This is a genomic window from Mycobacterium sp., assembly GCF_019247615.1.
Taxonomy (GTDB): Bacteria; Actinomycetota; Actinomycetes; order Mycobacteriales; family Mycobacteriaceae; genus Mycobacterium.
The window spans coordinates 20,261-45,425 of sequence record NZ_JAFBAT010000174.1 but is presented as its reverse complement, the minus strand read 5'-3'; the positions used below and the strand labels follow the sequence as shown (position 1 = coordinate 45,425).

The 25,165-nt window shown below is 67.3% G+C and carries 25 protein-coding genes; 11 read left to right on the top strand and 14 right to left on the bottom strand.

The window, feature by feature from the left end; genetic code table 11:
• From JO059_RS11850 to JO059_RS11840, 3 genes are all read right to left on the bottom strand, one after another.
• Window positions 1-909 (bottom strand): sensor domain-containing protein (locus tag JO059_RS11850; protein WP_293318833.1); only part of this gene is annotated, 909 nt, incomplete at its 3' end.
• A 196-nt stretch (window positions 910-1,105) separates the two neighbouring features.
• Window positions 1,106-2,521, bottom strand: a complete 1,416-nt coding sequence (locus JO059_RS11845; protein ID WP_293318831.1) for an NAD(P)/FAD-dependent oxidoreductase — start codon at window positions 2,519-2,521, stop codon at window positions 1,106-1,108.
• Window positions 2,518-4,317 carry a DUF3556 domain-containing protein gene (locus tag JO059_RS11840; protein ID WP_293318829.1) on the bottom strand — a complete coding sequence of 600 codons (1,800 nt, stop codon included), beginning with the start codon at window positions 4,315-4,317 and terminating at the stop codon, window positions 2,518-2,520. The genes JO059_RS11845 and JO059_RS11840 overlap by 4 nt, the downstream gene beginning before the upstream one ends.
• A 138-nt stretch (window positions 4,318-4,455) precedes the next feature.
• Between JO059_RS11840 and JO059_RS11835 the strand changes: the two genes are divergently transcribed.
• Window positions 4,456-5,754: a helix-turn-helix domain-containing protein gene (locus JO059_RS11835; protein ID WP_293318827.1), complete on the top strand. Its 1,299-nt coding sequence runs from the start codon at window positions 4,456-4,458 to the stop codon at window positions 5,752-5,754.
• A gap of 24 nt (window positions 5,755-5,778) precedes the next feature.
• Here JO059_RS11835 and JO059_RS11830 read toward each other — a convergent pair whose 3' ends face one another.
• On the bottom strand, window positions 5,779-5,964 hold the full coding sequence (locus JO059_RS11830) for a hypothetical protein (RefSeq protein ID WP_293318825.1): 186 nt from the start codon (window positions 5,962-5,964) through the stop codon (window positions 5,779-5,781).
• 263 nt (window positions 5,965-6,227) lie between these two features.
• On the opposite strand from JO059_RS11830, the gene JO059_RS11825 reads away from it, so the two are divergent.
• Entirely contained in the window at window positions 6,228-6,833 is a 606-nt protein-coding gene (locus JO059_RS11825; RefSeq protein WP_293318823.1) for an HdeD family acid-resistance protein, read from the top strand.
• Here JO059_RS11825 and JO059_RS11820 read toward each other — a convergent pair.
• Window positions 6,830-8,071 (bottom strand): helix-turn-helix domain-containing protein, encoded by a 1,242-nt coding sequence (locus tag JO059_RS11820; RefSeq protein ID WP_293318821.1) that lies wholly within the window; start codon window positions 8,069-8,071, stop codon window positions 6,830-6,832. The genes JO059_RS11825 and JO059_RS11820 overlap by 4 nt on opposite strands.
• A gap of 145 nt (window positions 8,072-8,216) precedes the next feature.
• Between JO059_RS11820 and JO059_RS11815 the strand changes: the two genes are divergently transcribed.
• From JO059_RS11815 to JO059_RS11805, 3 genes are read left to right on the top strand one after another with little or no spacing between them, the layout of a single operon-like run.
• The gene (locus tag JO059_RS11815; protein WP_293318819.1) at window positions 8,217-9,728 is read left to right on the top strand and encodes a long-chain fatty acid--CoA ligase; all 1,512 of its coding nucleotides are present in this window, start codon (window positions 8,217-8,219) and stop codon (window positions 9,726-9,728) included.
• Between the two features lie 2 nt (window positions 9,729-9,730).
• Complete coding sequence (locus JO059_RS11810; RefSeq protein ID WP_293318817.1) at window positions 9,731-11,416, top strand: alpha/beta fold hydrolase; 1,686 nt, start codon at window positions 9,731-9,733, stop codon at window positions 11,414-11,416.
• A 25-nt stretch (window positions 11,417-11,441) separates the two neighbouring features.
• The gene (locus tag JO059_RS11805; RefSeq protein WP_293318815.1) at window positions 11,442-12,263 is read left to right on the top strand and encodes an alpha/beta fold hydrolase; all 822 of its coding nucleotides are present in this window, start codon (window positions 11,442-11,444) and stop codon (window positions 12,261-12,263) included.
• A gap of 67 nt (window positions 12,264-12,330) precedes the next feature.
• On the opposite strand, the gene JO059_RS11800 is transcribed toward JO059_RS11805, so the two are convergent.
• Complete coding sequence (locus JO059_RS11800; protein WP_293318813.1) at window positions 12,331-12,825, bottom strand: aminoacyl-tRNA deacylase; 495 nt, start codon at window positions 12,823-12,825, stop codon at window positions 12,331-12,333.
• An 11-nt stretch (window positions 12,826-12,836) separates the two neighbouring features.
• Complete coding sequence (locus JO059_RS11795; protein WP_293318811.1) at window positions 12,837-13,697, bottom strand: NAD(P)-dependent oxidoreductase; 861 nt, start codon at window positions 13,695-13,697, stop codon at window positions 12,837-12,839.
• A 240-nt stretch (window positions 13,698-13,937) separates the two neighbouring features.
• Here JO059_RS11795 and JO059_RS11790 point away from each other — a divergent pair, with 240 nt between their 5' ends.
• The 4 genes from JO059_RS11790 to JO059_RS11775 all read left to right on the top strand — a co-directional run bounded on the left by JO059_RS11790 (window position 13,938) and on the right by JO059_RS11775 (window position 16,922).
• Window positions 13,938-14,597, top strand: a complete 660-nt coding sequence (locus JO059_RS11790; RefSeq protein ID WP_293318841.1) for a sigma-70 family RNA polymerase sigma factor — start codon at window positions 13,938-13,940, stop codon at window positions 14,595-14,597.
• Window positions 14,594-14,899: a mycothiol system anti-sigma-R factor gene (gene rsrA / locus JO059_RS11785; protein WP_293318809.1), complete on the top strand. Its 306-nt coding sequence runs from the start codon at window positions 14,594-14,596 to the stop codon at window positions 14,897-14,899. Before JO059_RS11790 ends, rsrA begins: the two co-directional genes overlap by 4 nt.
• Window positions 14,900-15,177: 278 nt before the next feature.
• The gene (locus JO059_RS11780) at window positions 15,178-15,393 is read left to right on the top strand and encodes a biotin/lipoyl-binding carrier protein (protein ID WP_293318839.1); all 216 of its coding nucleotides are present in this window, start codon (window positions 15,178-15,180) and stop codon (window positions 15,391-15,393) included.
• 32 nt (window positions 15,394-15,425) lie between these two features.
• Window positions 15,426-16,922, top strand: a complete 1,497-nt coding sequence (locus tag JO059_RS11775) for a sensor histidine kinase (protein WP_293318807.1) — start codon at window positions 15,426-15,428, stop codon at window positions 16,920-16,922.
• A gap of 87 nt (window positions 16,923-17,009) precedes the next feature.
• Here the strand turns inward: JO059_RS11775 and whiB1 are convergent, their stop codons facing one another.
• On the bottom strand, window positions 17,010-17,264 hold the full coding sequence (gene whiB1 / locus JO059_RS11770; protein WP_023371700.1) for a transcriptional regulator WhiB1: 255 nt from the start codon (window positions 17,262-17,264) through the stop codon (window positions 17,010-17,012).
• Between the two features lie 254 nt (window positions 17,265-17,518).
• A complete protein-coding gene (locus JO059_RS11765) occupies window positions 17,519-18,508 on the bottom strand; it encodes a diacylglycerol kinase family protein (RefSeq protein WP_293318758.1) in 990 nt (329 codons plus the stop codon).
• Window positions 18,509-18,569: 61 nt separating this feature from the next.
• Here JO059_RS11765 and JO059_RS11760 point away from each other — a divergent pair, with 61 nt between their 5' ends.
• A complete protein-coding gene (locus JO059_RS11760; RefSeq protein ID WP_293318756.1) occupies window positions 18,570-19,004 on the top strand; it encodes a hypothetical protein in 435 nt (144 codons plus the stop codon).
• Here the strand turns inward: JO059_RS11760 and JO059_RS11755 are convergent.
• From JO059_RS11755 to JO059_RS11745, 3 genes are all read right to left on the bottom strand, one after another.
• Complete coding sequence (locus JO059_RS11755; RefSeq protein ID WP_293318754.1) at window positions 18,956-19,438, bottom strand: GNAT family N-acetyltransferase; 483 nt, start codon at window positions 19,436-19,438, stop codon at window positions 18,956-18,958. The genes JO059_RS11760 and JO059_RS11755 overlap by 49 nt on opposite strands.
• Window positions 19,435-20,505 (bottom strand): isochorismate synthase, encoded by a 1,071-nt coding sequence (locus tag JO059_RS11750; protein ID WP_293318837.1) that lies wholly within the window; start codon window positions 20,503-20,505, stop codon window positions 19,435-19,437. Before JO059_RS11750 ends, JO059_RS11755 begins: the two co-directional genes overlap by 4 nt.
• A gap of 110 nt (window positions 20,506-20,615) precedes the next feature.
• On the bottom strand, window positions 20,616-21,227 hold the full coding sequence (locus tag JO059_RS11745; protein WP_293318752.1) for an acid phosphatase: 612 nt from the start codon (window positions 21,225-21,227) through the stop codon (window positions 20,616-20,618).
• A 165-nt stretch (window positions 21,228-21,392) separates the two neighbouring features.
• On the opposite strand from JO059_RS11745, the gene JO059_RS11740 reads away from it, so the two are divergent.
• Window positions 21,393-22,193, top strand: coding sequence for an AAA family ATPase (locus JO059_RS11740; RefSeq protein WP_293318750.1), 801 nt, complete (start codon window positions 21,393-21,395; stop codon window positions 22,191-22,193).
• Window positions 22,194-22,214: 21 nt separating this feature from the next.
• On the opposite strand, the gene JO059_RS11735 is transcribed toward JO059_RS11740, so the two are convergent.
• Window positions 22,215-23,438, bottom strand: coding sequence for a hypothetical protein (locus JO059_RS11735; RefSeq protein WP_293318748.1), 1,224 nt, complete (start codon window positions 23,436-23,438; stop codon window positions 22,215-22,217).
• 14 nt (window positions 23,439-23,452) lie between these two features.
• Window positions 23,453-24,988, bottom strand: coding sequence for a DEAD/DEAH box helicase (locus tag JO059_RS11730; RefSeq protein WP_293318746.1), 1,536 nt, complete (start codon window positions 24,986-24,988; stop codon window positions 23,453-23,455).
• Window positions 24,989-25,165 lie beyond the last annotated feature (177 nt).

Below are 25,165 nucleotides of genomic sequence, written 5' to 3'. Positions count from 1 at the left end.
GACCGGTCCGCCCGGGTCGGGGTTTTGTCCGCAATCGAGGCCTGCGAGTACCTGGCCGGTCAATTTTGCCGCCGGCGCCGGCCGGCAATTGTTGAGCCCGTAGCCCTTTGATACCGAACCGGCCAAGAAGTTGGCATTCGCCGAATCGGCTTTGCCGGCGATCTGGTTGGCCGCCTTGACACCCAGGTCGCCCGGGTCCTGGCGGCAGCCCGAGACGTCGATCGCGACGTTGTTGCGCACGGTGAGCGCACGTTGACAGCTCACGGTGGAAGATCCGGCGCCGTTGGCGGGCGGCGGGGTCACGTTCATGGTCACCGAGATGGTGGTCGTCAAAATACCGTTGGTGTTGGCGGTCGTTCCCACCTTCCAGGCGAGTTCGGGGTTATCGGGGCCCCCGGGGGTGGTGAATTGACGGTTGTTGCAGGCCGGCCACTTCTGGGCGGACGCCGCGAAGAACGCATTCGCCTCGTTGGCGGACGGGAACAACACCACGGCCTGGGTGAGCTCGGGGTCCGGCTCGCTCGACCCCGGTGGCAGGGACGCGACGTCGTCGTCACCGCTGACCGCCGTGAACCCGCTGTCGGCGTAGACGGGTGCCTCCGCGGGGTTGAGGGCGTAGAGACACTCGTCGGGAAACTTCCATCCGGCGGGCCATTGCTGCTTGGCGTTGTCGTCGACGAGTTTGTCGACCTTTTCCTTGCTCTTGGTCCCGGTGAGACCCAACAGGCCGTCGATCTCGGCCGGCGTCAGCAAGATGCCTCCGAGTGCGGCCTGCGCGACGGGCGGCGGCGGTTTCGTCGTGGTGGTCGTCGTCGTGGTCGGGCCCGGGCCGCTCGCGTTGTGTCCACCGCACGACGCAACCAACGCGGCGACGGCGGCGACGGCCACCGCAACTGTCCAGTGGCGCATGCCTTCGCCCCTCTTGGTCGGGTCAAGCCCTCGATTGTGGCGCGCTGCCCGCCCACTCGCACGGTGCCGAAGGGCAGCAGAAGGTAGCGTAACCGATACCGCTGAACACCGCGTGGCGAGCGGTCGACTGGATCCGCGGGGTGCCGCGAGCGCCGTCCTTACCGCGGTAAGTCGTTTGGCTGCAACGGATTCCGCTTCACCGGGCCAAGTGGCGCAGTGCGTGTGCCGCGGCGTTCGCGCCGCACATGCCGTGCGCCCCCGGGCCCGGCGGGGTGGCGGCCGAGCAGATGTACATCCCCGGTACGCCAAGACTGTACGGCGACAATGTGATTCGAGGACCGAAGGTCAGCTGGCGAATGTCCTTGGCCCCGGTCATGATGTCGCCGCCCACATAGTTGGCGTTGTAGGAGTCCATCTGGGTGGCGGATCGGACCGTCAATCCGACGATGCGTTCCCGGAAGCCGGGAGCGAACCGCTCGATCTGCGCGATGATCGCCTCTGTCGCGTCACCGGCATAGCCGTTGGGCACGTGCGCGTAGCTCCACACCGGATGGATGTTGCCGACCGACCGTTTCGGGTCCGCCAGGTACTGCTGCCCGACCAACACGAACGGCCGCTCCGGCATACGCCCGGCATGGATGGCCCGTTCCGTTGCGGCCAGCTCTGAATAGGGTCCCGCCAGGTGCACCGTGCCCGCCCGGTGCGCGTCGCGGTTGGTCCAGGGGACGCCACCCTCGACGGCGAAGTCAACCTTGAACGCGCCCGGTCCCCGGCGAAACCGTCTGAACGCCCGCGAAACTCGGCGCGGCAGGCGGTCACCCAGAATCCGCGCGACGGCGTCCGGCGCGAGGTCGAACATGGTGATGTCAGCAGGCGGCAGCTGCGACGCCGCGGTTACCTGCACGCCGGTCTCGATCTTGCCTCCCAACTCGTCGAGCAGCGCCACCATGGCGTTGGTGATCGACTGCGATCCCCCCTCGGCCACCGCCCACCCGTGCCGATGGCCGGCGGCGATGATGCCGAGCCCGATCGCTGCGGTCATCGGGTGGTGCAACGGCCGGAAGGCATGCGCCGCAACGCCTCCGAACAACGCGCGGCCCTGGTCCGCGCGGAAGAACCGGGCGAACGCCGACGCCGGAAGCGCGGTGGGCGCGCCGAACCGGGCGAGCATCAGGGGGTGCCGGGGGAGCCGCAGCAGGGGACGCATGATGTCCTCGCTGAGCGCGTCGAACCGGGCGGCCGAATAGCCGAACGCCAGGCACCACCGCCGTCCGTCGCCGCCGAGGTGGGCCGCGGTCGCCTCCACCGAGCGGTACAGCACTCCGGCGCTGCCGTCGTCGAGGGGATGCACGCAATCGATCTCGGGCCAGCGCCACGCCAGACCGTACCGCTGGAGGTCGAAGCGGCGGTGGAACTCGGAGCCGACCGCCATCGGGTGGATGGCCGAGCAATGGTCGTGCACGAGGCCCGGGATGATCGCCTCGCTGCTGCGCGCTCCGCCGCCGACCTGTTCGGCGGCCTCGAGGACGGTGACCTGGACACCCTCGGCTGCCAGCGCGATGGCGGCGGCGAGCCCGTTCGGCCCGCCGCCCACCACCAGTGCGGTACTCACCGGAGCGCTCCCTCAGTCCGCAGGCCGGCCGCCCTCGCTGTGCGCTTGAGGGACCAGACGACACGGGTCGGGATGGGGCCGTTGGGGAGCCAGGGCTGCTCCTTGACCGCGTCGGCCACCTCCCAAGTTCCGCGTTCGATGACACCGAGTGCGGCGTCGATCAGCTTGTAGCGCTGGATGCCGCTGCCGAAGGCCTCGGACTCCACCCACGCGATGACGCACTCGCCCGGCTCGAAGGCGGCCTCGCTCTGCACGGCACGGATCATCTGCTCGTCGTGCAGGTGGCCGTCGCCGAAGTTCCATCCGACCAGCGAGTTGCAGACGAACTCGCCCTCCCGCACGGTGCGGGTGTCGACGTCGGGCAGGTGGTTCAGCAACAGCGAGAACAGGCCCCGGCCCTGGCTGTGCATGGTGCGCCACGCTATGCCTTTCTGCAGGGCGATTTCCGCCCACTGCGGCTCGTAGCCGGCCGCGATGAACTGGTCGACCTGGTTGCGCGACGACCGGGTGACCCGGTCCAGCTTCGCCTCCGCTCCCGGCGCGAACGCCCACACCGCCGAGGCCCAGTTGCCGGCGTACTGCCGCAGCGACGGCAGGAAGGAGACCTTGTCCGGCCGCAGGTTCCCGAGGACGGGGAAGAAGAGCAGGCCGGCCGCGATCGCCGCCGTCAACCACGGCGAGGACATGTCGGTGATGGCGTAGCCCTCCCATGCAGGGAAGCCCAGGAACAAGAACACCGTGGTGTAGGCGAACACGACGTTCCATTCCAGTGGGACGGCCAGCGGGAAGGTCGAGATGATGAACAGGTGGAATGCCACCATCAGCACCGCGGCGCCCAGTGTGAGCCACTTGTTGGTCGAGAACAACAGGATCAGCGGCGCGACAATCTCGACGAACGTGCCGTTGAAGTGCGCCATGACGTGAGCCAACCGCGACGGACGCAGGTCCCGCGGGAAGTCACGGTAGTGCGCCCGCTTGAGCCACTTGAACGGGATGGAAGGGCTGTTGCTGACCATCGGCGAAATGACATTGGAGAAGTGCTTGCCGAACTTTGAGAAACCGGCGCCGACCCACACCACCACGATCAGCATCTTGCAGGCGATGATCATGTCGGTGAACTGCAGAACGGCGAAGAAGAACAGCGCCGGCAGGTACTGCTCGGACCGGGCGGCCAGGAAGACGATCTTGTCCCGCAGACCGATGAGCACCAGCAGCACCATCGGCGCGACCAGCATAGCGGGACTGACCAGCCCAGAGGTGTTGTGCGGCAATGCCTTCGACAGCGATTCGCTGTGCACTCCAGGGGACAGCAGCGCGACGGCCAGGCTCACCAACAGCGCCAGGTATCCGGCGACGTCGAACCGCGTGCGCCGGTCGCCCGCGGTGAACGGCACCCACTTCCAGGGCCGCAGCCGGATGGTGCCGGGCCGCATCCAGAACAGGATCCCGCCGGTCATCGGCTTGACCTTTCCGGCCAGCGGGCCCCAGGAGCCGGCCACGCCCATGGACTCCAGCAACACGGTCCACAGGATGAATTTCTGGTAGACGATCGGCTGGTTCCACCACTGCGATACGTGCCAGAAGGCCGGCAGGCCCGACGTCGCCGTGGCCACCGTGATGCCGCCGATCGCAAAGAAGACGACCAGCTTCACGATGTAGATGAGATGCACCATCCGCGGCGAGCCGAAGCCGTTCTCGGCCCAATCGGCGGCCATCAATCGCATCCGCTCCATCAGGGGCTTCCGCAAGAACGTGTCCGGATCGACCGCGGGGAGATCCGGCTTTGTGAATCCCATTCGTGGCTCCTTCTGCCGTTGGGAGTAACAGTGGCCACAACGCTAGGAACGGTGTAAGTCCCGGCACAGTCGCAAGTCGACAAAACTGCGTTCCGCGGTTATCCCCGGAAGACAACCGCGGGGGCTAACGTCGTCAGCGTGAAGAGATCGAGGCTCGACAGCCCAGATATTCAAGTCGAGCCAAGCCGTTATGTCGCCGAGGTCGCCGGCCGCTTGCACCGCCGACTGGCCGACGTGACGACGGAGATCGGTCGTGCGCTCAAGGACCAGATCCCCGACCTTCCCCGCGAGCCGCGGATCGCCGAGTTGCTCGGCGCCAGCGTCGAGGGGAACGTCGACACGATGCTGCGCGCGCTGCGCTACGACATCGCCGTCGAGCGCGTCGAGGCGCCCACCGCGGCGCTGGAGTACGCCCGACGACTGGCGCAGCACGGGGCTCCCGTCAATGCGCTGGTCCGGGCCTACCGACTCGGCCAACGCCGGATGAACGAGCTGATCTTCGCCGAGTTGCGCGAGGTCGACATCCCCGACGCGGTGCGGGTGTCGGTGATCGAGGCGATGAGCGCGTCGATGTTCGAGTACATCGACTGGATGTCGCAACAGGTCGTCACCGTCTACGAGGACGAGCGCGAACGCTGGCTCGAGAATCGGAACAGCCTGCGCGGCATGCGGGTACGCGAACTGCTGTCCGCGAACAAGAAGGTTGACGTCGATGCGGCGACCGAGGCGATCCGCTACCCCCTGCGCTGGTACCACGTCGGGCTGGTGGTGTGGTACACCGACGCCGGCGCCGATGGCGATGAGCTCTCCCGGCTGCAGCGGTTTGTTCGTGAAGTGGGCGAAGTCGCCGGCGTTGGAGCCAGTCCGCTTTTCATCGCCGCCGACCAAGGGTGCGCGTGGGCATGGCTGCCGTATCGCAGCGCCGTTGCCGATGCCGCTGACGCCGTTGGCAAAATCCGCGGGTTCGCACAGACGCAATCCGATCCGCCCAACGTGGCGATGGGGAGCGTGGCGGCCGGCATCGAGGGGTTCCGGCGCTCGCACCGCGAGGCGGACGAGGCCCGTACCGTGGCGATGCTGAGCGCGCGGGGCGGACCGACGGTGATCGCCGCCACCGATCCCGGCCTGTCGGTGGTTTCGCGCCTCGGCGGTGATATCGCGGGTACCCGCGACTGGGTGATCGGCGTGCTCGGCGACCTGGCGGGCGACAATGAAACCGACGCACGGTTGCGTGAGACGTTACGGGTGTTTCTGGCCTGCGGCTGCAGCTACAAGTTGGCCGCCGAGGAGCTGAACCTGCACTTCAACTCCGTCAAGTACCGAGTCGGCCGCGCCGTCGCCCGGCGCGGGCGGGAAATCGGCACCGATCGGCTCGACATCGAACTCGCGTTGCTCGCCTGTCACTGGTACGGCAGTGCGGTCCTGATGGCTAAGTGAGCCGACGGGCGCCGGACGCGGCGCTCACGCGGTGGCGGGCACCGCGACGCGACGCGACCGGACCGGCCGGGGAAGGCGAACCTTCAGGCGCGACGGGAACGTCACTTGCCCGTCGCGGACAACATGGACGGCGTGAATGCTCGCCGGGATAAGCACCGGCGTGAAAACGCCCGTCAGGTAAATCGCGATCACCAAAAGGGATTCGAACATGTTTCACCTACGTTTCTGCTTTACGTGGGGTACGGGAACGGTCTGTGCGGGGTGATAATTCGAGCCGCCGCGGGCCGAACCATCGAGTTCGCGGCAGAACCTAACGCCGCCGCCTGACCCGTGGCGATGTCGCGAAACAACCAACTTGTGGTGAATGGTTGTTTTTTGGAGACAAACGCCGTACGCGGACCTTGCCGGCCCGATGCCGAATTGTGGCCTAAAGGCCCTTACCTTGGATGCCCGGGATGGCAAATCATATTGTCATGACAACTAGCGAGCACCCAGTTTTCGAGCGTCCGCTGCAGCAGCTGGCACGCAGCGCGTGGCAATTGACGCTGTTCGTCGGCATCGTGGCCATCGCCCTCGGTGCCATCATCCTGTACTACCCGGGCAAGAGCTTGTTCGTGGCCGGTGTCCTCTTCGGCGTGTACCTGATCCTTTCCGGGATCGGCTACATGTTCGCCGCGTTCAGCGCGCACATCGGAGGCGCGATGAGGGTGTTCAGCTTCATCACCGGTGCGGTGTCAGTGGTGCTCGGGGTGTTCTGCTTCCGCGACAAGTTTGAGGCAATCTGGCTCCTCGCCCTGTGGATCGGCATCAGTTGGGTCTTCCGCGGGATGACGCTGCTCGGCACCGCGATATCGTTCGACAGACTCCCCGGACGCGGCTGGCAGATAATCTCCGGGCTCATCATCGTCGCCGGCGGTGTGGTGCTCATCGTCTACCCGATGGACTCGATCGAGATCCTCACCCTGGTCACGGGCTGCTGGCTGATCGCCATCGGCATCGTGGACATCATCAGCGGATTCCAGATTCGCCACGAGGCGAAACGCGCGGCGGAATCTCTCGGGGCGCCTCGGGGCGCTTAGGGCAGCTGCCGGTCGACCTCGAACGCTAGGCACAGCTCGGCGAGGTCCCTCGGCCGTGAGAGTGATCGACCGGTCAACTCCTCGATGCGGCGCAGCCGATGCCGCACGGTGTTGGGATGGCAATAGAGCTTCCCCGCCGTCTCGCTGGCCGACCCGCCGGCATCCAACCACGCGTCGAAGGTGCCGATCAGCACCGTGCGTTCCTCGCCGGGCAGTGCGTCGACTCGCCGAAGCACCGACGACTTGATCTTCGCCATCGCGTCGGGCGCGCTGACCGCGGCGACGGCGAGCGGGGTCGCGTCGAACGCTGCGACGAGCGAGTCGGCCGATCCCTTACCCGTCAGGGCGCACCGGGCGAACCGCAGCGCGTCGCTGGTTTCGGACAGCTCCTGAAACGGTGGGCTGATGCCGACTCGGGCGGCGGCCGCTTGTTTGAGCACCTCGACGAGCGGGTCCAGTCCGCCGCGCGCGGAGCCGCGCAGATGCACTATCCCCACCTGCAGGTCGGGCAGCAGCCGCCACGCCGACCGGATGTCGCGGGCGGACAGCTTGTTCTCGATGGCGGGTAGACCGAGCCGGCCGATAGCCGGCAGCTCGGCCGCCACGACGACGTAAGGACCCGAGGTGGGCAGGCGCAGCAGATCGGCTGCCTCCCAAAGGCTTTGCCGATCGGTCATCCGCCGGTACAACAGAGCTTCCACCAACGCCGAGCGCTCCTCCTCCCGTTCGAGGATCTGGGCCGTGAGTTGCTGTCGGTATGCGTCGCTCATCGCCTGGGTGAAGGTCTCCTGGGCGAAGAAGACTCGGGCGGTGGCGTTCAGGATCGAGTCGGCGGGTATGGCCGCAGCCCGGGCGGTGGCGATGGTTTGTTCCCACATGAACCGGAAACCGATCCGGTAGGCGGTCATCACCGCCGGCAGTGGCACACCGGCGAGCGCGCGTTCGGTGCCGGTGCGCTCGGCGGGGGAGACGTCCACCTCCGAGACGTCCGCGTCGCCGGCGAGCGCGTGGAAGATGAACGTCACGTTGGCCACACAGCTTTGCGCTACCTGATCCGTCGTCACGATGCTGTCGTCGCGGTACGCGTCGACCTCCCGGCAGATCACTTCCGCCATCTCATTTCCCAGCTCCGGCGCACGAGCCAGCATGAGTTTGCTCAGCTCGACGACGTACGGGTCAACGCGCGCGCCGCGCCCGAGCGTGCCGGTTCTTCCGGTGACTTTTGAGGCCACGCCCATACCCGCAAACCCTATGCCCGGGGCGGGGCCGATGTGCGCGGTAACACCAAAAGGGGCGTGCTGTTGTGTGTGCGGACATTGCGTTTTGATGTCGCCGGGATAACGCTCGACGTGAGCCCGATAAGCCCTTCTCTGGAGCACCCCAATGAGCGCATTGAGCAACAACCTCGTCGCATCTAAAGATCGCAGCCCGAACCGCATTGCCTTGCGTTGCGGCGACCTGCAATTCACCTTCGCCGAATTCGACGCCGCCGCCGCCCGCGTGGCGACGCTGCTGGAGCGGGCCGGCGTCGAACCGGGCGACCGCGTCGGCCTGATGCTGCCGAATACACCCGCGTTCGCGATCGCGTACTACGGGATCATCTACCGTGGCGCAGTCGCGGTGCCGATGAACCCGCTGCTGAAGGCGCGCGAAATCTCGTTCTACCTGTCCAACAGCGGCGCCAAGGCGATGTTCGCGACACCGGCGTTCGCCGACGAGGCCACCGCCGGCGCCGCCGAGGTTGGTGCACAGTGCTGGCTGGTCGACGACGCCGGCCTGACGAACCTGATCGCCGACCTGCCCGAGCAGCAGTCCCCGGTGGAATGCGGCGACCACGAAGTCGCGGTCATCCTGCATACTTCCGGGACCACCGGCAAGCCCAAGGGCGCCATGCTCACGCACGGGAATCTGAGCCGCAATGCCGAGGTCGCCGTCCGCACCCTCATCGAGATCGGGCCGGAAGACGTGGTGATGGGCTGCCTACCCCTGTTTCACGTCTTCGGCCTGACCTGCGGGCTCAACACATCGGTCCTCACGGGCGCGACGTTGACGCTGATGCCGCGGTTCGACCCGCTGAAGGCTCTCGAGGTGATCGAGCGTGACGCCGTCACGGTGTTCGAGGGGGTGCCGACGATGTATTCGGCGTTGCTGAGCGTGGCGGACAAGGCCCGGCCCGGTGCACTGAAGAGCCTGCGGACCTGCGTCTCCGGTGGCGCGGCCCTGCCGGTCCAGGTTCTCATGGATTTCGAAAAGGCTTTCGGCTGTATGGTTCTCGAGGGCTACGGCCTTTCGGAGAGCTCTCCGGTTGCCGCGTTCAACCATCCGGGCCGGCCGCGCAAGGTGGGGTCGATCGGCACCCCCGTTCAGGGCGTGGACATGCGGGTGGTCGATCTGGATGGGGTCGAGGTGCCGCGGGGAGAAGTGGGCGAAATTCAGATCCGCGGCCACAACGTGATGAAGGGCTACTGGAACCTGCCCGACGCGACAATGGCGACGATCACCGAGGACGGGTGGCTGAACACCGGGGACGTCGGGCGGGTCGACGACGACGGCTACTTCTACATCGTCGACCGGACCAAGGACATGATCATCCGCGGCGGATACAACGTGTACCCCCGCGAGATCGAGGAGGTGCTCTACGAGCATCCGGCCGTGGCGGAGGCCGCCGTCATCGGCGTGCCGCACGACTCCCTCGGCGAAGAGGTCGGGGCAGCCGTCGCGCTCAAGGAAGGCGCGGTCGCGACCCCCGAAGAGTTGCGCGAGCACGTCAAAGCCCAAGTGGCCGCCTACAAATACCCGCGCCTGGTGTGGCTCGTCGAGGAGCTGCCCAAAGGACCGACCGGCAAGGTCCAAAAGCGCGACATCACCATCCCGACAAGCGAAAGCACGCGATAACCATGGCTAGCACCAAAGTCGACGAGCTGGCCGCGCCGCTGGACCTGCTCCTGACCAGCGCCACCAAGCCATTTGCCAGCCGAATGATGCCGGACGCCACCTGGGCCCGCTTCGCCGGCAACCTCGCCCAGCACCCCGGTGCCGTGGGCGACAGGGTCGGCGCGTTGACCCGTGAACTCGGCAGCATCGCGACCGGTAAGTCGCAGCGCGCCCCGGCCCGGGGCGACAAGCGATTCAGCGACCCTGCCTGGCAAGAGAATCCGCTGCTGCACCGGATCATGCAGGCCTACCTCGCGGGCTCCGAGACCGCCGAAGGGCTGCTCGCCGACGCCCACCTGGACTGGCGGGACGAGCAGAGGATGCGCTTCGTCGTCGACAACCTGGTCGAGGGGCTGGCGCCCAGCAACAACCCGCTGATCAGCCCCCTGGGCTGGAAGGCCATGATCGACACCGGCGGACTGAGCGCGGTCCGTGGCCTCAAAGCCTTTGCGCGCGACGTGCTTTCGAAGCCGCGGGTGCCGGCGATGGTCGAGCCCGACGCCTTCGTCGTGGGCGAGACCCTGGCCGTCACCAAGGGGGCGGTCGTGCTGCAGACCTCGGTGTTCGAACTGATCCAATACGCCCCACAGACACCGAAAGTGAATGCGATTCCATTGCTCATGGTGCCGCCGGTGATCAACAAGTTCTACATCATGGACATTGCCCCCGGCCGCAGCCTCATCGAGTACTTCGTCCAGCAGGGGCAGCAAGTGTTTGCCATCTCCTGGCGCAACCCCCAAAAGCGACACCGGGATTGGGGATTCGACGCGTACGGTGCCGCGATAGTCGAGGCCATGGACGCGGTGCAGAAGATCTCCGGGACTGATAGCACTCACCTGTTGGCCACCTGCTCCGGCGGCATCCTGGCCGCGATGACGGCGGCTCACCTCGCCGACATCGGCGAGGGCGACCGGGTGGCCAGCCTCAACCTGTCGGTCACCGTGCTGGACGAGACGCGGGCCGGTTTCGCGGCCGCCATGATGAGTGACCGCGCGGCCCAAGCCGCCATCCAGGTTTCGCGCCGGAAGGGCTACCTCGACGGGCGCGACATGGCGGAGATGTTCGCATGGCTGCGGCCCACAGACCTGGTCTGGCGTTACTGGGTGAACAATTACGTGCAGGGTCGCAAGCCGGCGGCGTTCGACGTGCTGTTCTGGAATGCCGACACCACCCGGATGACCGCGGCTCTGCACCGCGACATGATCCTGATGGCGCAGCGCAATGCCCTTGTCACCCCCGGCGCGCTCACCATGCTGGGCAGCCCGGTCGACCTTGGGAAGGTCACCGCCGACGCCTACGTGGTCGGCGGCATCGCCGACCACATCTGCCCGTGGCAGGCCACCTATCGCAGCGCGCGGCTGCTGGGCAGCAAGGACAATCGCTACGTTCTGTCCACCAGCGGTCACATCGCGGCGCTGGTCAACCCGCCGGGCAACCCGAAGGCTTCATACCGGACCGGCCCCGTCGACGCGGAAGATCCGCAACAGTGGCTGGAATCCGCCGAGAAGCACAGTGACTCATGGTGGCCCGACTACGTCGCCTGGCTCGCCGAGCGCAGCGGTCCGAAAGTCGATTCACCGAAAGTGCTTGGGGGAGAAGGTTTCCCGCCACTCTGCCCGGCTCCCGGCACCTACGTCATGGAGAAGTGACGGCGTGTGCGCAGCGGAGTCCCCGATGCCGGCGGTGAGCTCGGTCGGCGAGGAGTGTTACGTCACCGCGGGCGGACAGCGAATCAGGGTCAACGTGCGCCATGGATCCGGCGTGCCGCTGGTGCTGTGCAACGGCATTGGTGCCAGCCTCGAGGTACTCGATCCGCTGGTCGAGCAGTTGCAGAGCACGGTGGTCAGGTTCGACGTTCCCGGAACCGGCGGGTCACCGACATCGCCTCTGCCCTACGGGTTTCCCTACCTCGCGTGGGTACTCGGGCGGGTCCTGTCCAAGCTGGGAATCGGCGTCGTCGATGTCTTCGGGTTGTCCTGGGGCGGTGCCCTGGCGCAACAGTTTGCCTTCCAGAATCCCCGCAGGTGCCGGCGCCTGGTGTTGGTGGCGACGGGCACCGGCCTCCTGATGGTGCCCGCGCACCCAAGGGTGCTGTTGAAAATGGCCACGCCGCGCCGGTTTTCGGATCCCGCCTATGCCGCCTCCATCGCGGGTGAGCTGTACGGTGGGACCGTCCGCGCTCACGGTCAAGACGTCGCCCAACTATTCGTTCGGCAATTGCATGCGGGATCGAAGATCGGATATTTGCACCAGCTGTTGGCGGGTTCGGTGTGGACGAGCCTGTTCGCGTTGCGTGCGGTGCGGCAGGAGACGCTGATCGTGGCCGGCACCGACGACCCGATCATTCCGGTGGCCAACGCGCACATCCTGCACAAGTTGCTGCCGCACGCGTTGCTGTACCTGCATTCCGGCGGCCATATCGACGTGGTGCACAACGCGACGGAGCTCGCGCCCGTCATCCAGGGATTTTTGGATGAACCGGGAGAGCGCCCCTGAGCTCGGTGCGAGTCCGTTCGAGCGCGTAACGCCACGGCGAAATCTGGCGCTGTTTTGCGCCGTGGCGTTAGGCTCGCGCGGTCAATTCCCAAGTGATCGCGCCCGTCAGCCGGATCAGGTCCCGCGGTGAGACCGCGACGTCCCAGCCCCGCCGGCCGGCGCTGCAATACACGCGCTCCCAGGCCAGTGCGCCGACGTCGACCACCGTCGGCAGCGCCTTGCGCTGCCCGAACGGCGAAACTGCGCCGACCACATAACCGGTCACCCGCTCGGCGGCGTCCGGTTTGGCCATCTCGGCGTTGGCCACCCCGAGCGCCGTCGCGGCCGCCTTGAGCGAGAGCCTGGCCAACGCGGGCACCATGGCAACTGCCAATCCGTCGGGTACCGCGATCACCAGCGTCTTGAAAATCTGCCCCGGCGCTATGCCGCCCGACTTGGCTAGCGCGGCAACGGCTTCCGCGCCGAACGAACGTTCCCCGGCATCGTGCCCGTACTTCACGATCTGGTGTGGCACACCGGCTTTGACCAGCGCGGCGATCGCCGGGGTGGCGGCGCGGGCCACGCTAGGGTCCTTCAGGGCCCGGTGTATCCCGGCGGGTTGACGCCGTCCACCCAGAAGTCCACGCCCAGCTGCGAACCCGGCCTGCAGTCGTATACCGACAGGTCGGTGACGCCGGACTCCACCAGCACGTCCTCACACAGCAACGTGTTTCCGGTGTACTCGCGGGCGGGCTTGTTGAAGATGACATAGGCGGCGTCGGCGTATACCTCGGGCTTGCGGGCCCGTCCCATCGCCTCTTCACCGCCAAGCAGGTTTTGCACCGCGGCGGTGGCCACAAGCGTGCGGGGCCACAACGTGTTCGACGCGATGCCCTCGGCGCGCATCTCCTCGGCTATGCCCAGCGCGCATAGCGTCATGCCGAACTTGGCCATCATGTAGGCCGTCGGCTTCAACCACTTCTTCTCGAGCAGCACCGGCGGCGAGAGCGTCAGGATATGCGGGTTCTCCCGGCCCTTCATGTGGGGAATGCACGCCTGCGAGACCGCATAGGTCCCGCGCACCTGGATGCCGTTCATCAGGTCGAACCGCTTCATCGGCACCTCGGTGATGGATCCGAGGTTGATCGCCGAGGCGTTGTTGACGCAGATATCGATGCCGCCGAACTGCTCGACAGTCTTCGCCACCGCCGACTCGACCGAATCGGGGTCGCGGACATCCCCGACGATCGGCAGGGCCTGCCCACCCGCATCCTCGAGCTCCTTCGCCGCCGTGAACACGGTCCCCGGCAGCTTCGGGTGCGGTTCGGCCGTCTTGGCGACGAGCGCGATGTTGGCCCCGTCTTGTGCGGCGCGCTTGGCGATCGCAAGTCCGATACCGCGGCTGGCGCCGGAGATGAACATGGTCTTGCCTTGCAAGGACGTGGCATGGGACATGGACGTCACACTAACGTCCGCCCGATCGATGCCATCCCTGCCCCGGAAATAGCGCGGTGGCTAACACTGTTAATCAATTCGATTTCTGATGCAGCGGGGCACACCCCGGCAGACACTGTCGGGGGCAGCCTCTAGATTGGGAGGAGCAGTCTGGTGCCAACGGCCACGTGCCTCTTGGATGGTGCCGCGCGTTCGGCGCTGGCCAGCGATGCCGCAGCAGAAGGGATCGTGTTAACCGATATGGCCGATATCGACGGCGCTACGGGTTCGGAGGCGTCGGAGGCGTTGGCGCCCGCGCGGTCCGAGGAGACCGACCAGGAGCTCACCGCGCGTTTCGAGCGCGACGCGATTCCGCTGATCGACCAGTTGTACGGCGGTGCGCTGCGCATGACGCGCAATCCCGCCGACGCGGAGGACCTGCTGCAAGAGACGATGGTCAAGGCCTACGCCGGTTTTCGCTCGTTCCGGGCCGGCACCAACCTCAAAGCGTGGCTCTACCGGATTTTGACCAACACCTATATCAACAGCTACCGCAAGAGACAGCGCCAACCGGCGGAGTATCCGACCGAGGAGATCACCGACTGGCAGTTGGCTTCGAACGCCGAGCACTCCTCGACCGGCCTGCGCTCGGCGGAGGTCGAAGCCCTCGAGGGGCTGCCGGACAGCGAGATCAAAGAAGCGCTGCAGGCCTTACCGGAAGAGTTCCGGATGGCGGTGTACTACGCCGACGTCGAAGGTTTCCCTTACAAGGAAATCGCCGAGATCATGGGTACGCCGATTGGAACCGTGATGTCGCGGCTGCACCGTGGCCGACGTCAGCTGCGTGGCCTGTTGGCCGACGTGGCCAAGGAACGAGGCTTCAACCGCGGTCAGCATGCGCACGAGGAGGTGTCGTCATGAGCGAGTCTTCCCGCCCGGTCGACCCCGCCGCCGACGACAGTCATTCCCACGGCGGCCTTGGCTGCGCCGAGGTGATCGCCGAGGTGTGGACGCTGCTCGATGGCGAGTGCACCGCCGAAAAGCGCGAGAAGCTGCGCCAGCACTTCGAGGCATGCCCCGGATGCTTCCAGCATTACGGGATCGAGGAGCGCATCAAGACGCTGATAGCTACGAAGTGCGGCGGCGAAAAAGCTCCCCAAGGCTTACGGGAGCGCCTCCGGCTGGAAATTCAGCGGACCACCATCATCCGCGGTGCGCAGTAGAAACCGGGCAGCAATTCCGCTCAGGAATTGGGACGCTTGCCGTGGTTGGCCTTGCTGTACTTGCGGTCCCGCTTTTTGCGGCCCCTTTTGGCCATCGTCGAACCTCCGTTGATTGCATCGACCGGGCGGCGCGCACCCGTTAGCTTGTCTCACATTGTCTCACGGCCCGCGTGCCGCGATCCCGGCCGGTCCTGTGGTTCGATATACATGATCCGGGTGAAAGCTTGATGGAGAACAGCGCCCAGCATGCGTAGATGGCCGACACGAGTGGGGTGAAGATGGCCGAGGATGTCCGGGCCGAGATCGTGGCCAGCGTGCTCGAAGTCGTTGTCAATGAGGGTGACCGGATCGGCAAGGGGGACGTCGTGGTGCTGCTGGAATCGATGAAGATGGAGATCCCCGTGCTGGCCGAAGTGGGCGGCACTGTCAGCAAGGTGAGTGTGTCGGTGGGCGACGTCATTCAGGCGGGCGACCTCATCGCAGTCATCAGTTAGCCCCGGCTGGGCTTCGCTAGATCGGGGAGCCGATGTCCACTCTCGGTGACCTGCTTGCCGAGCACACCATGCTGCCGGGCAACGCGGTGGACCACCTGCACGCGGTCGTCGGAGAATGGCAGCTGCTGGCCGACCTGTCGTTCGCCGACTACTTGATGTGGGTCCGCCGCGACGACGGCGTGCTGGTTTGTGTGGCGCAGTGCCGTCCGAACACCGCGCCGACGGTTCTGCAGACCGACGCCGTCGGCAGTGTCGTCGAACGGCTTCCGCTCGTCGACGAGACGTTCGATTCCGGCGCCGCTACGCGCGACAGTGATGCGGCTCAACAACATTCGTGGCAACTTGCCGGCCAGCGCGTCGCGGCCTCCCCGGTGCGCTACGGCGGAAACGTGGTCGCGGTTATCACCCGGCACCGAACCGCCGAAGCGGCCGACCGCGCGTCTGGTCAACTGGAGAACGCCTACCGGGAGTGCGCCGAGGACCTCGTGCAGATGCTCGCGGAGGGTACCTTCCCCGACGTCGGCGACGTCGTCATGTCACGCTCGACCCCGCGCGCGGGCGACGGCTTCATCCGCCTCGACGTCGACGGCGTCGTCGCCTATGCCAGCCCCAACGCGCTGTCGGCGTACCACCGGATGGGTCTGACCTCCGAGCTGGAGGGTCGCAATCTGGTCAAGGTGACGCGTCCGCTGATCTCGGATCCGTTCGAGGCGCAAGAGCTGGCCGAGCACGTGCTCGACCTATTGGCCGGCGGGAGGAGCATGCGGATGGAGGTCGACGCCGGCGGCGCCACGGTGCTGCTGCGCACGCTGCCGTTGGTGGTTCACGGCGCCAGCGCCGGTGCCGCCGTGCTGATCCGCGACATCACCGAGGTAAAGCGCCGCGACCGGGCCTTGATATCCAAGGACGCCACCATCCGGGAGATCCATCACCGGGTGAAGAACAACCTGCAGACCGTCGCCGCCCTGCTGCGCCTGCAGGCCCGCCGGACCGCGAACGCCGAGGGCCGGGAGGCGCTGATCGAGTCGGTGCGGCGGGTGTCGTCGATCGCGCTGGTGCATGACGCGCTGTCGATGTCGGTGGACGAGCAGGTGAACCTCGACGAGGTCATCGACCGGATCCTGCCGATCATGAACGACGTGGCATCGGTGGACAGGCCGATCCGGATCAACCGCGTCGGCGACCTGGGCGTTTTGGATTCCGACCGCGCGACGGCCCTGATCATGGTGATCACGGAACTCGTGCAGAACGCGATCGAGCACGCATTCGATCCGGCGGCCCAAGAAGGGTCCGTGACCATCCGCGCGGAGCGCTCCGCCCGCTGGCTCGACGTCGTCGTGCACGACGACGGCCGCGGACTGCCCGAAGGATTCAGTCTGGAGAAGTCCGACAGCCTGGGACTGCAGATCGTGCGGACATTGGTATCGGCGGAACTGGATGGCACGTTGGGCATGCGGCAAGCTTCCGCCCGCGGCACCGATGTGGTGTTGCGGGTACCGATCGGTCGGCGGACCCGACTATTGCTGTGAGCGCCGACGCGAGCCCCACCCACGCACCCACCCACGCAACAGTGCGGCCCCGACTTTCGTCGGGGCCGCACTGTTCGCCAGACTGGGTCAGACTCCGCTGCGGGCCTTCGTACGGGCGTTGCGACGCTTGAGTGCGCGCCGCTCGTCTTCGCTCATGCCCCCCCAGACGCCCGAGTCCTGGCCGGTGTTCAGGGCCCAGGAGAGACACTCCGTGGTCACCGGACACCGATTGCAGACCAGTTTCGCGTCAGCGATCTGCGCGAGCGCCGGGCCGCTGTTCCCTACCGGGAAGAACAGCTCCGGATCCTCGTCGCGACAGACCGCCTTATGGCGCCAATCCATACGTTGTTACTCCTCACTGAGTGCGCAGCAAGGCGCACGGACATTTTCTTCGGCTGTTAACACGTGCACAAGAAAAGGGTCCGTACCCCTACACAAATTTCTGCATGCAACCTTTCGATCGTTTCACAGGCTCAACAGATGTCAATAGTGTGAGTTGCCTCGTGGGGTATCTCACTTCACCGATTTCTTAGCCGAGCCCCTACTCCGTTGTACTACACTCAGCGGCCGGATTTCACGAGGAGTTTTCCCGGCCGTCATTTTCGTTCCTCATCGCCCCTGCTCAGACGCGATTTTGCTGGCGGGGCCACCACTGGAAGCACGTCGGGGACCGCCCGGAAGGTCATGCTCTCGCGCAGGCCAAGGTAATCGCCGTCGCACTGACTAGCGATCGGGGACCCGGCTGCGCTCACCCGCGCACAAGCGGCGTCGTCGTCGCGGATGAGTTGTTGGACGTCTGGCTTCGGGCCGTTCGAAAGGAGCTGGCCGACCAATCGCAGTGTGGGGAACACCTTCATCTCGGTGAGCGCGAACACTCCCAGGCCCGACTCGAAGGTGCAGCCGGGGTTGGTCACCAGCGGCCGGTTGTTGCTGTAGGTCCACGGACTGGTGTTGGACACCCACACAAAATGCACCCCCGCCACCGGGTCGCGATCGGACAGCTCGAGCGTGAGCGTCGGTGGGCGACGGCGAAAGGCCAGCGTGGTGGGCACGGCCACCCGCCAGTAACGCATCGGCGTCACCTTGACACCTTTGTCGCGTTGCGCCTCCACCGCGGCGACCACCTCTGCGTCGACGCCCATCCCCGCGTTGAGCACGGCCCACTGCTCACCGCAGTCGATCAGCCCGATCCGGCGCCACGTCTGGTGTCGGCGGTAGTCGTCGAGCAGCTGAATGAGCTGGTTGGTGGCGGCGACGGGATCCCGGGAGATACCCAGCGATCGCGCCAGTACATTGGCCGAGCCGCCCGGTACCACCGCAACCGCGGGCACATGCCCGGCGGGCCTCGAGCCAGGACGGCCGAGCAGCCCGTTGACCACGCCGCCCACCGTGCCGTCCCCGCCGTGGACCACGACCAGGTCCATCCCGTCGGCGGCGGCCGCTTGCGCGAGTTCCATGCCGTGACCACGGTGGTCGGTGTGCTCGACGGTGAGTTTCAGCCGACTCTTGAGCGCGTGAGCCAGCAGGTCGCGGCCGGCGGCAGTCGTGGAGGTGGCTGTTGGGTTGACGATCAGCACGGCCCGCATGATGCACGAGCTTATGCCGAGTCGCTAAGACGCAGCTGTGGGGGAACCTTACGCTGACGCTGTGAATCTTCCCTCCGCTCCGGCCGCTGTCCGCGGCGCGGGCGTCATCGTCGCGGTGCAGGGTGTGGTCGCGTTGGTGGTGGGCGCGGTGCTCGTGGCGCGGGGAATCGCCGGTGCCGACCAGCGCGTGGTCAACGGGCTGGGCACGGCGGTCTGGTTCTTTCTGGTTGGCGGCGTGGTGCTCGCGGCCGGGCGCGCGCTGGCGCTCGGCAAGCGCTGGGGCCGCGGGCCGGCGGTGTTCACCCAGCTGCTCCTGGTGCCCGTGGCGTGGTATCTCACGGTGGGCTCCCATCAGCCGGCGTTCGGCATTCCCTTGGGCGTCGTGGCGCTTGCCGCCCTGATCCTCCTGTTCAGCCCGCCGGCCGTGCGTTGGGCCGCCGGCAGCGATCAGGATGGTCCCGCAAGCTCGGCCAAGCGCGGACCGGAGAGCCGATAAGTTGTCCACTCACCCTGCGGCTGCGCGCCGATCCCGTTGTAGAGGGCCAAGGCGTCGGAGTTCCAATTCAGCACCGCCCATGACAACCGCGTGTAGCGCTTGTCCAGGCATTCACCCGCCAGCGCGGCCAGCATGGCCCGGGCCAGGCCGCGGCGCCGAAACCCGGGCCGCACAAACAGGTCTTCGAGATAGATTCCCGCCGCCCCATCCCACGTGGAGAAGTTGACGAACCACAGGGCCATGGCGGCGACCTTGCCGTCGACCTCGGCGACATGCCCCTGCAGTGTGGGTGAATTTCCGAAAAGTGCTGTGGAGATCTGTTTTTCGGTGACGGTGCATTGATCGGCTGCGTGCTCGAATTCGGCCAGCGCATGGATCATGTCGGTAATTTCGGGGGTGTCGTCCGGTTCGGCGCGGCGAATGTTCTGCGTCATTGCTCAACTTTCAGCGCATTGAGTATCGTGGCGAATTTACTTGTGGTTTCCGCGACTTCGTCGTCGGGATCGGATTCGGCGACGATGCCTCCGCCGGCGCGCGCGAGCGCGGAGCGTCGGTCCGCCGACAGCTGGGCACAGCGAATGGCGACCACCCACTCGCCGTCGCCGCTGGCGTCGCACCAGCCGACGGCCCCGGCGTAGAAACCGCGGTCACCCTCCAACTCGGCGATAAGCCCCGTGGCGGCCCTCGTCGGGACCCCGCCCACGGCCGGAGTGGGGTGCAACGCGAGCGCCAGATCGATTGCGGTGGTTGACTTGTCGCGCAGCCGGCCAGTCATCGGAGTGCATAGATGCCATACCGTCGCGGTGCGGCTCAACTCGGGTTCCGGCGCGATCACAAGGTCATCGCACAGCGGCTGCAGCACGGCCCGCATGGTGTCGACCACGAGCCGGTGTTCGTGACGGTTTTTGGCCGACGCGGCGAGCGTGTCGGCATTTGCGGCGTCGACCTGCGGGTCGGCGGCGCGCGGGGCCGAACCGGCAAACGGCCGGCACATGACATGCTCGCCCGCGCGCGCGACCAGAAGCTCGGGGCTCGCGCCCACCAGCGCCGTGCCCGCGTAGTCGCCGCCGGCCGCACTCAGGTCCACGACGTAGCCGTAGGCGGCCGGGTCGGCGACCAGGAGCCGTTGGAGGATGACGCGCGCGTCCAGCGGGGCGTCGGCAACGAGCCGCAATCCGCGCGCGAGTACCACCTTGCGCAGCGGCCCGCCGGCGGCGAGCTCGTCTCGCGCGCGGGCGATCAGGTGCCGGTGAGCGGCCGGTGTGGGGATTGCGGCCGCGATGTGCACCGACGGCAGCGGGCCGGTCGGCCAGTCGGGCGGTCCGGCAAGGGACGCAACGGTGTTCGGCACCAGCAGGGCAGCGGGCCTGCTGACATCGAAAGGCAACGCTCCCAAGACAATTGCTGCCCTCTTCGAACGCAGTGCCGCCTTCGCCGCCCGGACGTCGTCGTAGCGTTGCTGCACCCCATCGACGACCAGGGCCCGCCCCGGCCCGCACAGCGCGAAGGGTGGTTCGGGGCCGGGATGCTCGTCTCGCCCCCTAGCCGCTTCGCGGCTGGGGGTACCCCCACGCGCGGCTGCGCGGCGCGCATCGTCGCCTTCGGGGCCGCTCACCCGGGTGCGATCGCCTGCGGGAGGCCGGTCAATCCGAGCGCGGCAAGCTGTCGCACGCCATGCTCGAAGCCACATACGGCGATGGAGCCCGCGAGCATCCAGAAACGGCTGCCCTCGACGAGCGGCAGCTCGACCCAGCGGGTGATCACCGAGCGCGAGAAGTGGCTATGGCCCACGAACAGCACGTCGCGTGAGGTCATGTGCTCCAACGCGAATGCGACGGCCCGATCGGCGCGGTCGCTGACTTGCGCCACACTCTCCCCGCCTGGGCATCCGTGCGTCCAGATCAGCCAATCGGGGACCGATTCGTGGATCTGCGGGGTGGTCAGGCCTTCATAGGAACCGTAATCCCATTCGGCGAGCAGCGCAGACACCTCGTCGACCGCGAGGCCGGCCAGTTTGGCCGTGGTCAGTGCGCGTATGCGCGGGCTGCTGACCACCAGCGGGTCGGCGAGATTCAGTTCTCGCAGCACGCGTCCGGCGAGCTCGGCCTGCACCCGGCCGGCATCCGTCAGTTCGATGTCGGTGCGGCCGGTGTGTTGGCCGGATTTTGACCACGCCGTCTCGCCGTGGCGGAGAAGTACCAGTCGGTGATTTTGTACGCCCATGCCGACAGATTCTGCCCGACGTCATGCAGGGCATGTCGGCCGAAGCGCACGGGGTAAGAACATGCCAGGATGGCGCTTATGACCGCGCTGGTGGCGATGTAGCGGGGCATCGCACGCTCGTGGGCACTCAGCGATGAGTTAGTGATGGTGAGAGGAGCGGCGCCTATGCCCAAGACCCGGGTACTGGCGGTGGCCAACCAGAAGGGCGGCGTGGCCAAGACGACGACGGTCGCGTCGCTGGGCGCGGCGATGGGGGATGCCGGCCAACGGGTCCTGATCGTCGATCTGGATCCGCAAGGCTGTCTGACCTTTTCGCTCGGCCACGATCCCGACAAGCTACCGGTGTCCGTCCACGAGGTCTTGCTGGGAGAGGTCGAGCCGAACGCGGCGCTCGTGACGACGATGGAGGGAATGACGCTGCTGCCGGCCAACATCGACTTGGCGGGCGCCGAGGCGATGCTGCTGATGCGGGCCGGCCGCGAGTATGCACTCAAACGGGCGCTGGCCAAGCTCGCCGACGACTTCGACGTGGTCATCATCGACTGCCCGCCGTCGCTGGGGGTACTCACCCTCAACGGGTTGACCGCCGCCGACGAGGTCATCGTCCCGCTGCAGTGCGAGACGCTCGCGCACCGCGGTGTCGGCCAGTTCCTGCGCACGATCGCCGATGTCCAGCAGATCACGAACCCGGATCTGCGGCTGCTGGGCGCACTCCCGACGCTGTACGACTCGCGCACCACCCACACCCGCGACGTGTTGCTCGACGTCGCCGATCGCTACAACCTTCCGGTGCTCGCCCCGCCGATCCCGCGCACGGTGCGCTTCGCGGAGGCCAGCGCCTCGGGCTCGTCGGTGATGGCCGGGCGCAAGAACAAGGGCGCCGCGGCCTACGGCGAGCTGGCGCAGGCGTTGCTCAAGCATTGGAAGACGGGTAAATCGCTGCCCACGTTCGCCGTGGAGATCTAGCCTTCGAGGTCTAGCCGGCGATCAGCCGAGGGCCACCACGGTGTCGCCGCGCTGCTCGAACACCCGTGAGCCCGAAACGGACGGGACCACCGCGGACGGGCTCGATGTGCGGTTCACCGGAATATAGCGCTCGTTCGCGCCGCTGACGGGATCGTAGACGCCGATCGCGCCGGTGACCGGCACGAGCAGCCGGCCCGCCATCATCACGCCCGGTCCCACCGGCGCGGCGGTCTCGCCGGCGGCGATGGTGTAGCGCGGCGTCAGATTGCCCGCCTCGAAGACCATGAGGGAATCCCCGGTCCACCAGGTCACCAGGCTGCCGGCCTGGGACACCGTGGCCGAGGGAGACGGCGGCTTGGGGAGCAGCGTGCTCGACACGGTGGTGCCGGTGTCGTCGATCACGTCAACCCGGGGCTGGGCGCCGGCGTTTCCGGGGAGATACACCGCGGTGTTGTTCTCCCAGACGCTCAGCACTCGCGCGCCGGAATCCGCCCTGATGCCGGGTTCGGCCACCACGTGTTGCTGGGGTTCGTCATCCTCCTTACCCGGGCGCAGCAGGACGAGTCGCAGGTCGGCCTGATGCGCGCAGCTCTCGAGCACCGAGACCGCCGACGAGCTGGCCGCCGCCGAGAGCAACCGGCAGCCGGAGTGCAGCCCCCGCGCCGACGGTTTCACCCGCGCATCGGTCTCGCCGTAGGCCAACATCCGGACCATGTCCGAGCGCCACAGTTCCAGCCGGGTATCGCCGACTGCCAGCACGGTGGTGCCGTCGGAGGAGAGGGTGACCCGCGGATCGGCATAGCCGCTGCGGGCCGGCCCCCGCCGGCCGGTGGCCCCGTCGATGGCGCTGACCTGCCCGCAGCCGCGGTCGTCGTGGTAGACGGCGACGGCAAAGTGGTACACCCACGACACCCCGCACAGGTCGGCGTCTCGGGCGTAGCTCCAGCGGATCTGCCCGGTACCGGGATCTCGTCCCTCGACCCGGCGGCCGTCGCCGGTGGCAACCGTCCCGCTCACCACCACGGGGGCGGTGGTGGCGGGGCTGGCGGCTGTCCACAGCTGATTCAGGGTGGCCGGCACTTCGCGTGCCGGGGTGGGGTTGGACGCCGGAGCGGAGGCCGGGCGGCTGGTGGTGGCCCGGGCGTCGCTCGTCCACCAGATCAGCGCCGCGGACGCCGCCACCGCGACCGCGATGGCGACGGCGGCCAAAACGTCGCCTTTGGTCCGGCGTTCGGGTTTGACCATGCGCCCGCGAGGGCTCAGTTGGCGTGGGCGGTGGCCGCGGCGCCGTCAGCGGGCTTCCGCCGCCGACGGCGCCGCCGGCTGGACGCAGTGCCGCCGCCCGACGACGCCTCCGCGCCGACTTCACCGGTGGCGCCGCCGGCGGCTGTGCTGCCGTCGGGGTGACCGGTGACCGGCTGGCCGCCACGGGTGCGCCGCCGCCGGGTGCCGGAGCGCGCCCGCCCGGACTTCACCGAGGCCTGGCCCGCGGTCGCGTCTGTGCGTTCGGCGTCGCGCCGCTTGGCCGGCGACTTGCGGGGTGCGCCGACGGTTCCGCCCGCTTCGGCGGGGATGCCGAGCTCCCGGTACAGATGCGGCGAGTTGGAGTACGTCTCGGCCGGATCCGGGGAATCCAGGCTCAGGGCCTTGTCGATCGTCTCCCAGCGGGGCAGCTCGTCCCAGTCCACCAGGGTCACCGCGACACCCGTCTTGCCGGCGCGGCCGGTGCGGCCGATCCGGTGCACGTAGGCCTGTTCGTCCTCGGGAATCTGATAGTTGATGACGTGGGTGACGTCGTCGATGTCGATGCCCCGCGCCGCGACGTCGGTGGCAACCAACACGTCGATGTCACCGGAGCGGAAGGACTTGAGCGCTTTCTCCCGGGCGATCTGACCGAGGTCGCCGTGCACCGCGCCGACCTTGAAGCCGCGCTCGGCCAGGTCGTCGGCGACCTTCTGCGCGGTGCGTTTGGTGCGGGTGAAGATCATCGTCGCGCCGCGGCCCTCGGCCTGCAGCACACGGCTGACCAGCTCCACCTTGTCCAAGGCGTGCGCGCGGTAGACGAACTGCTCGGTGGTGTCGTGCGTGGCGGCCGAGTGCGGCGCTTCCGCGCGGATGTGGGTGGGCTGGGTCATGAAGGTGCGGGCCAGCGTGATGATCGGGTCTGGCATCGTCGCCGAGAACAACATCGACTGCCGTTCGGCGGGGATTTGCCGCAGGATCCGCTCGATGTCGGGCAAAAAGCCCAGGTCCAGCATCTCGTCGGCCTCGTCGAGCACCAGCGTCGACAGCCCGCCTAGCTGCAGGTGGCCCTGCTGGCACAGGTCGAGTAGCCGGCCGGGCGTGCCCACCACGACGTCGGCGCCGGCCTGCAGGGCCTCGATCTGTGGCTCGTAGGCGCGTCCGCCGTAGATGGCGACCACCGACAGCGGCCGGCCGGCCTCGGTCGTCAAATACTTCGCGGCGGTCGCCAGGTCCTCGGTCACCTGGAGGCACAGCTCGCGGGTGGGCACCACGATCAGTGCCCGGGGCGCGCCGGTGAGCGGCCTGGCATCGGCGCCGGCCGTGATGCGCTGCAGCAGCGGCACGCCGAACGCAAAGGTCTTGCCCATCCCGGTGCGGGCCTGGCCGATCACGTCGTCGCCGGCCAGCGCCAGCGGCAAGGTCAGCTTCTGAATGGCAAATGCTTGCTCGATGCCTTTTTCGGCCAGTGCACGCACAATTTCGTCGCGAACGCCGAGTTGGGCAAATGTGGGTTGGGGGGTCGGTTCGGTTGCGCTGGTAACTGAGGTCATATGTGAATGACGAGCCTTTCGGTGACGGTATCGGTGTTGTGTCGGTGTTTCTCTGTCGCGGTCACGCGCGCACGAATTCCGACTCCCGATACGTCGCCGAATCGCGGCCCTGCTCGGTCCGAGCGGAGCTCGGACTAGGCGGGCCAGCTGTGCACGCACATTTCGCAGGCAAGGGCG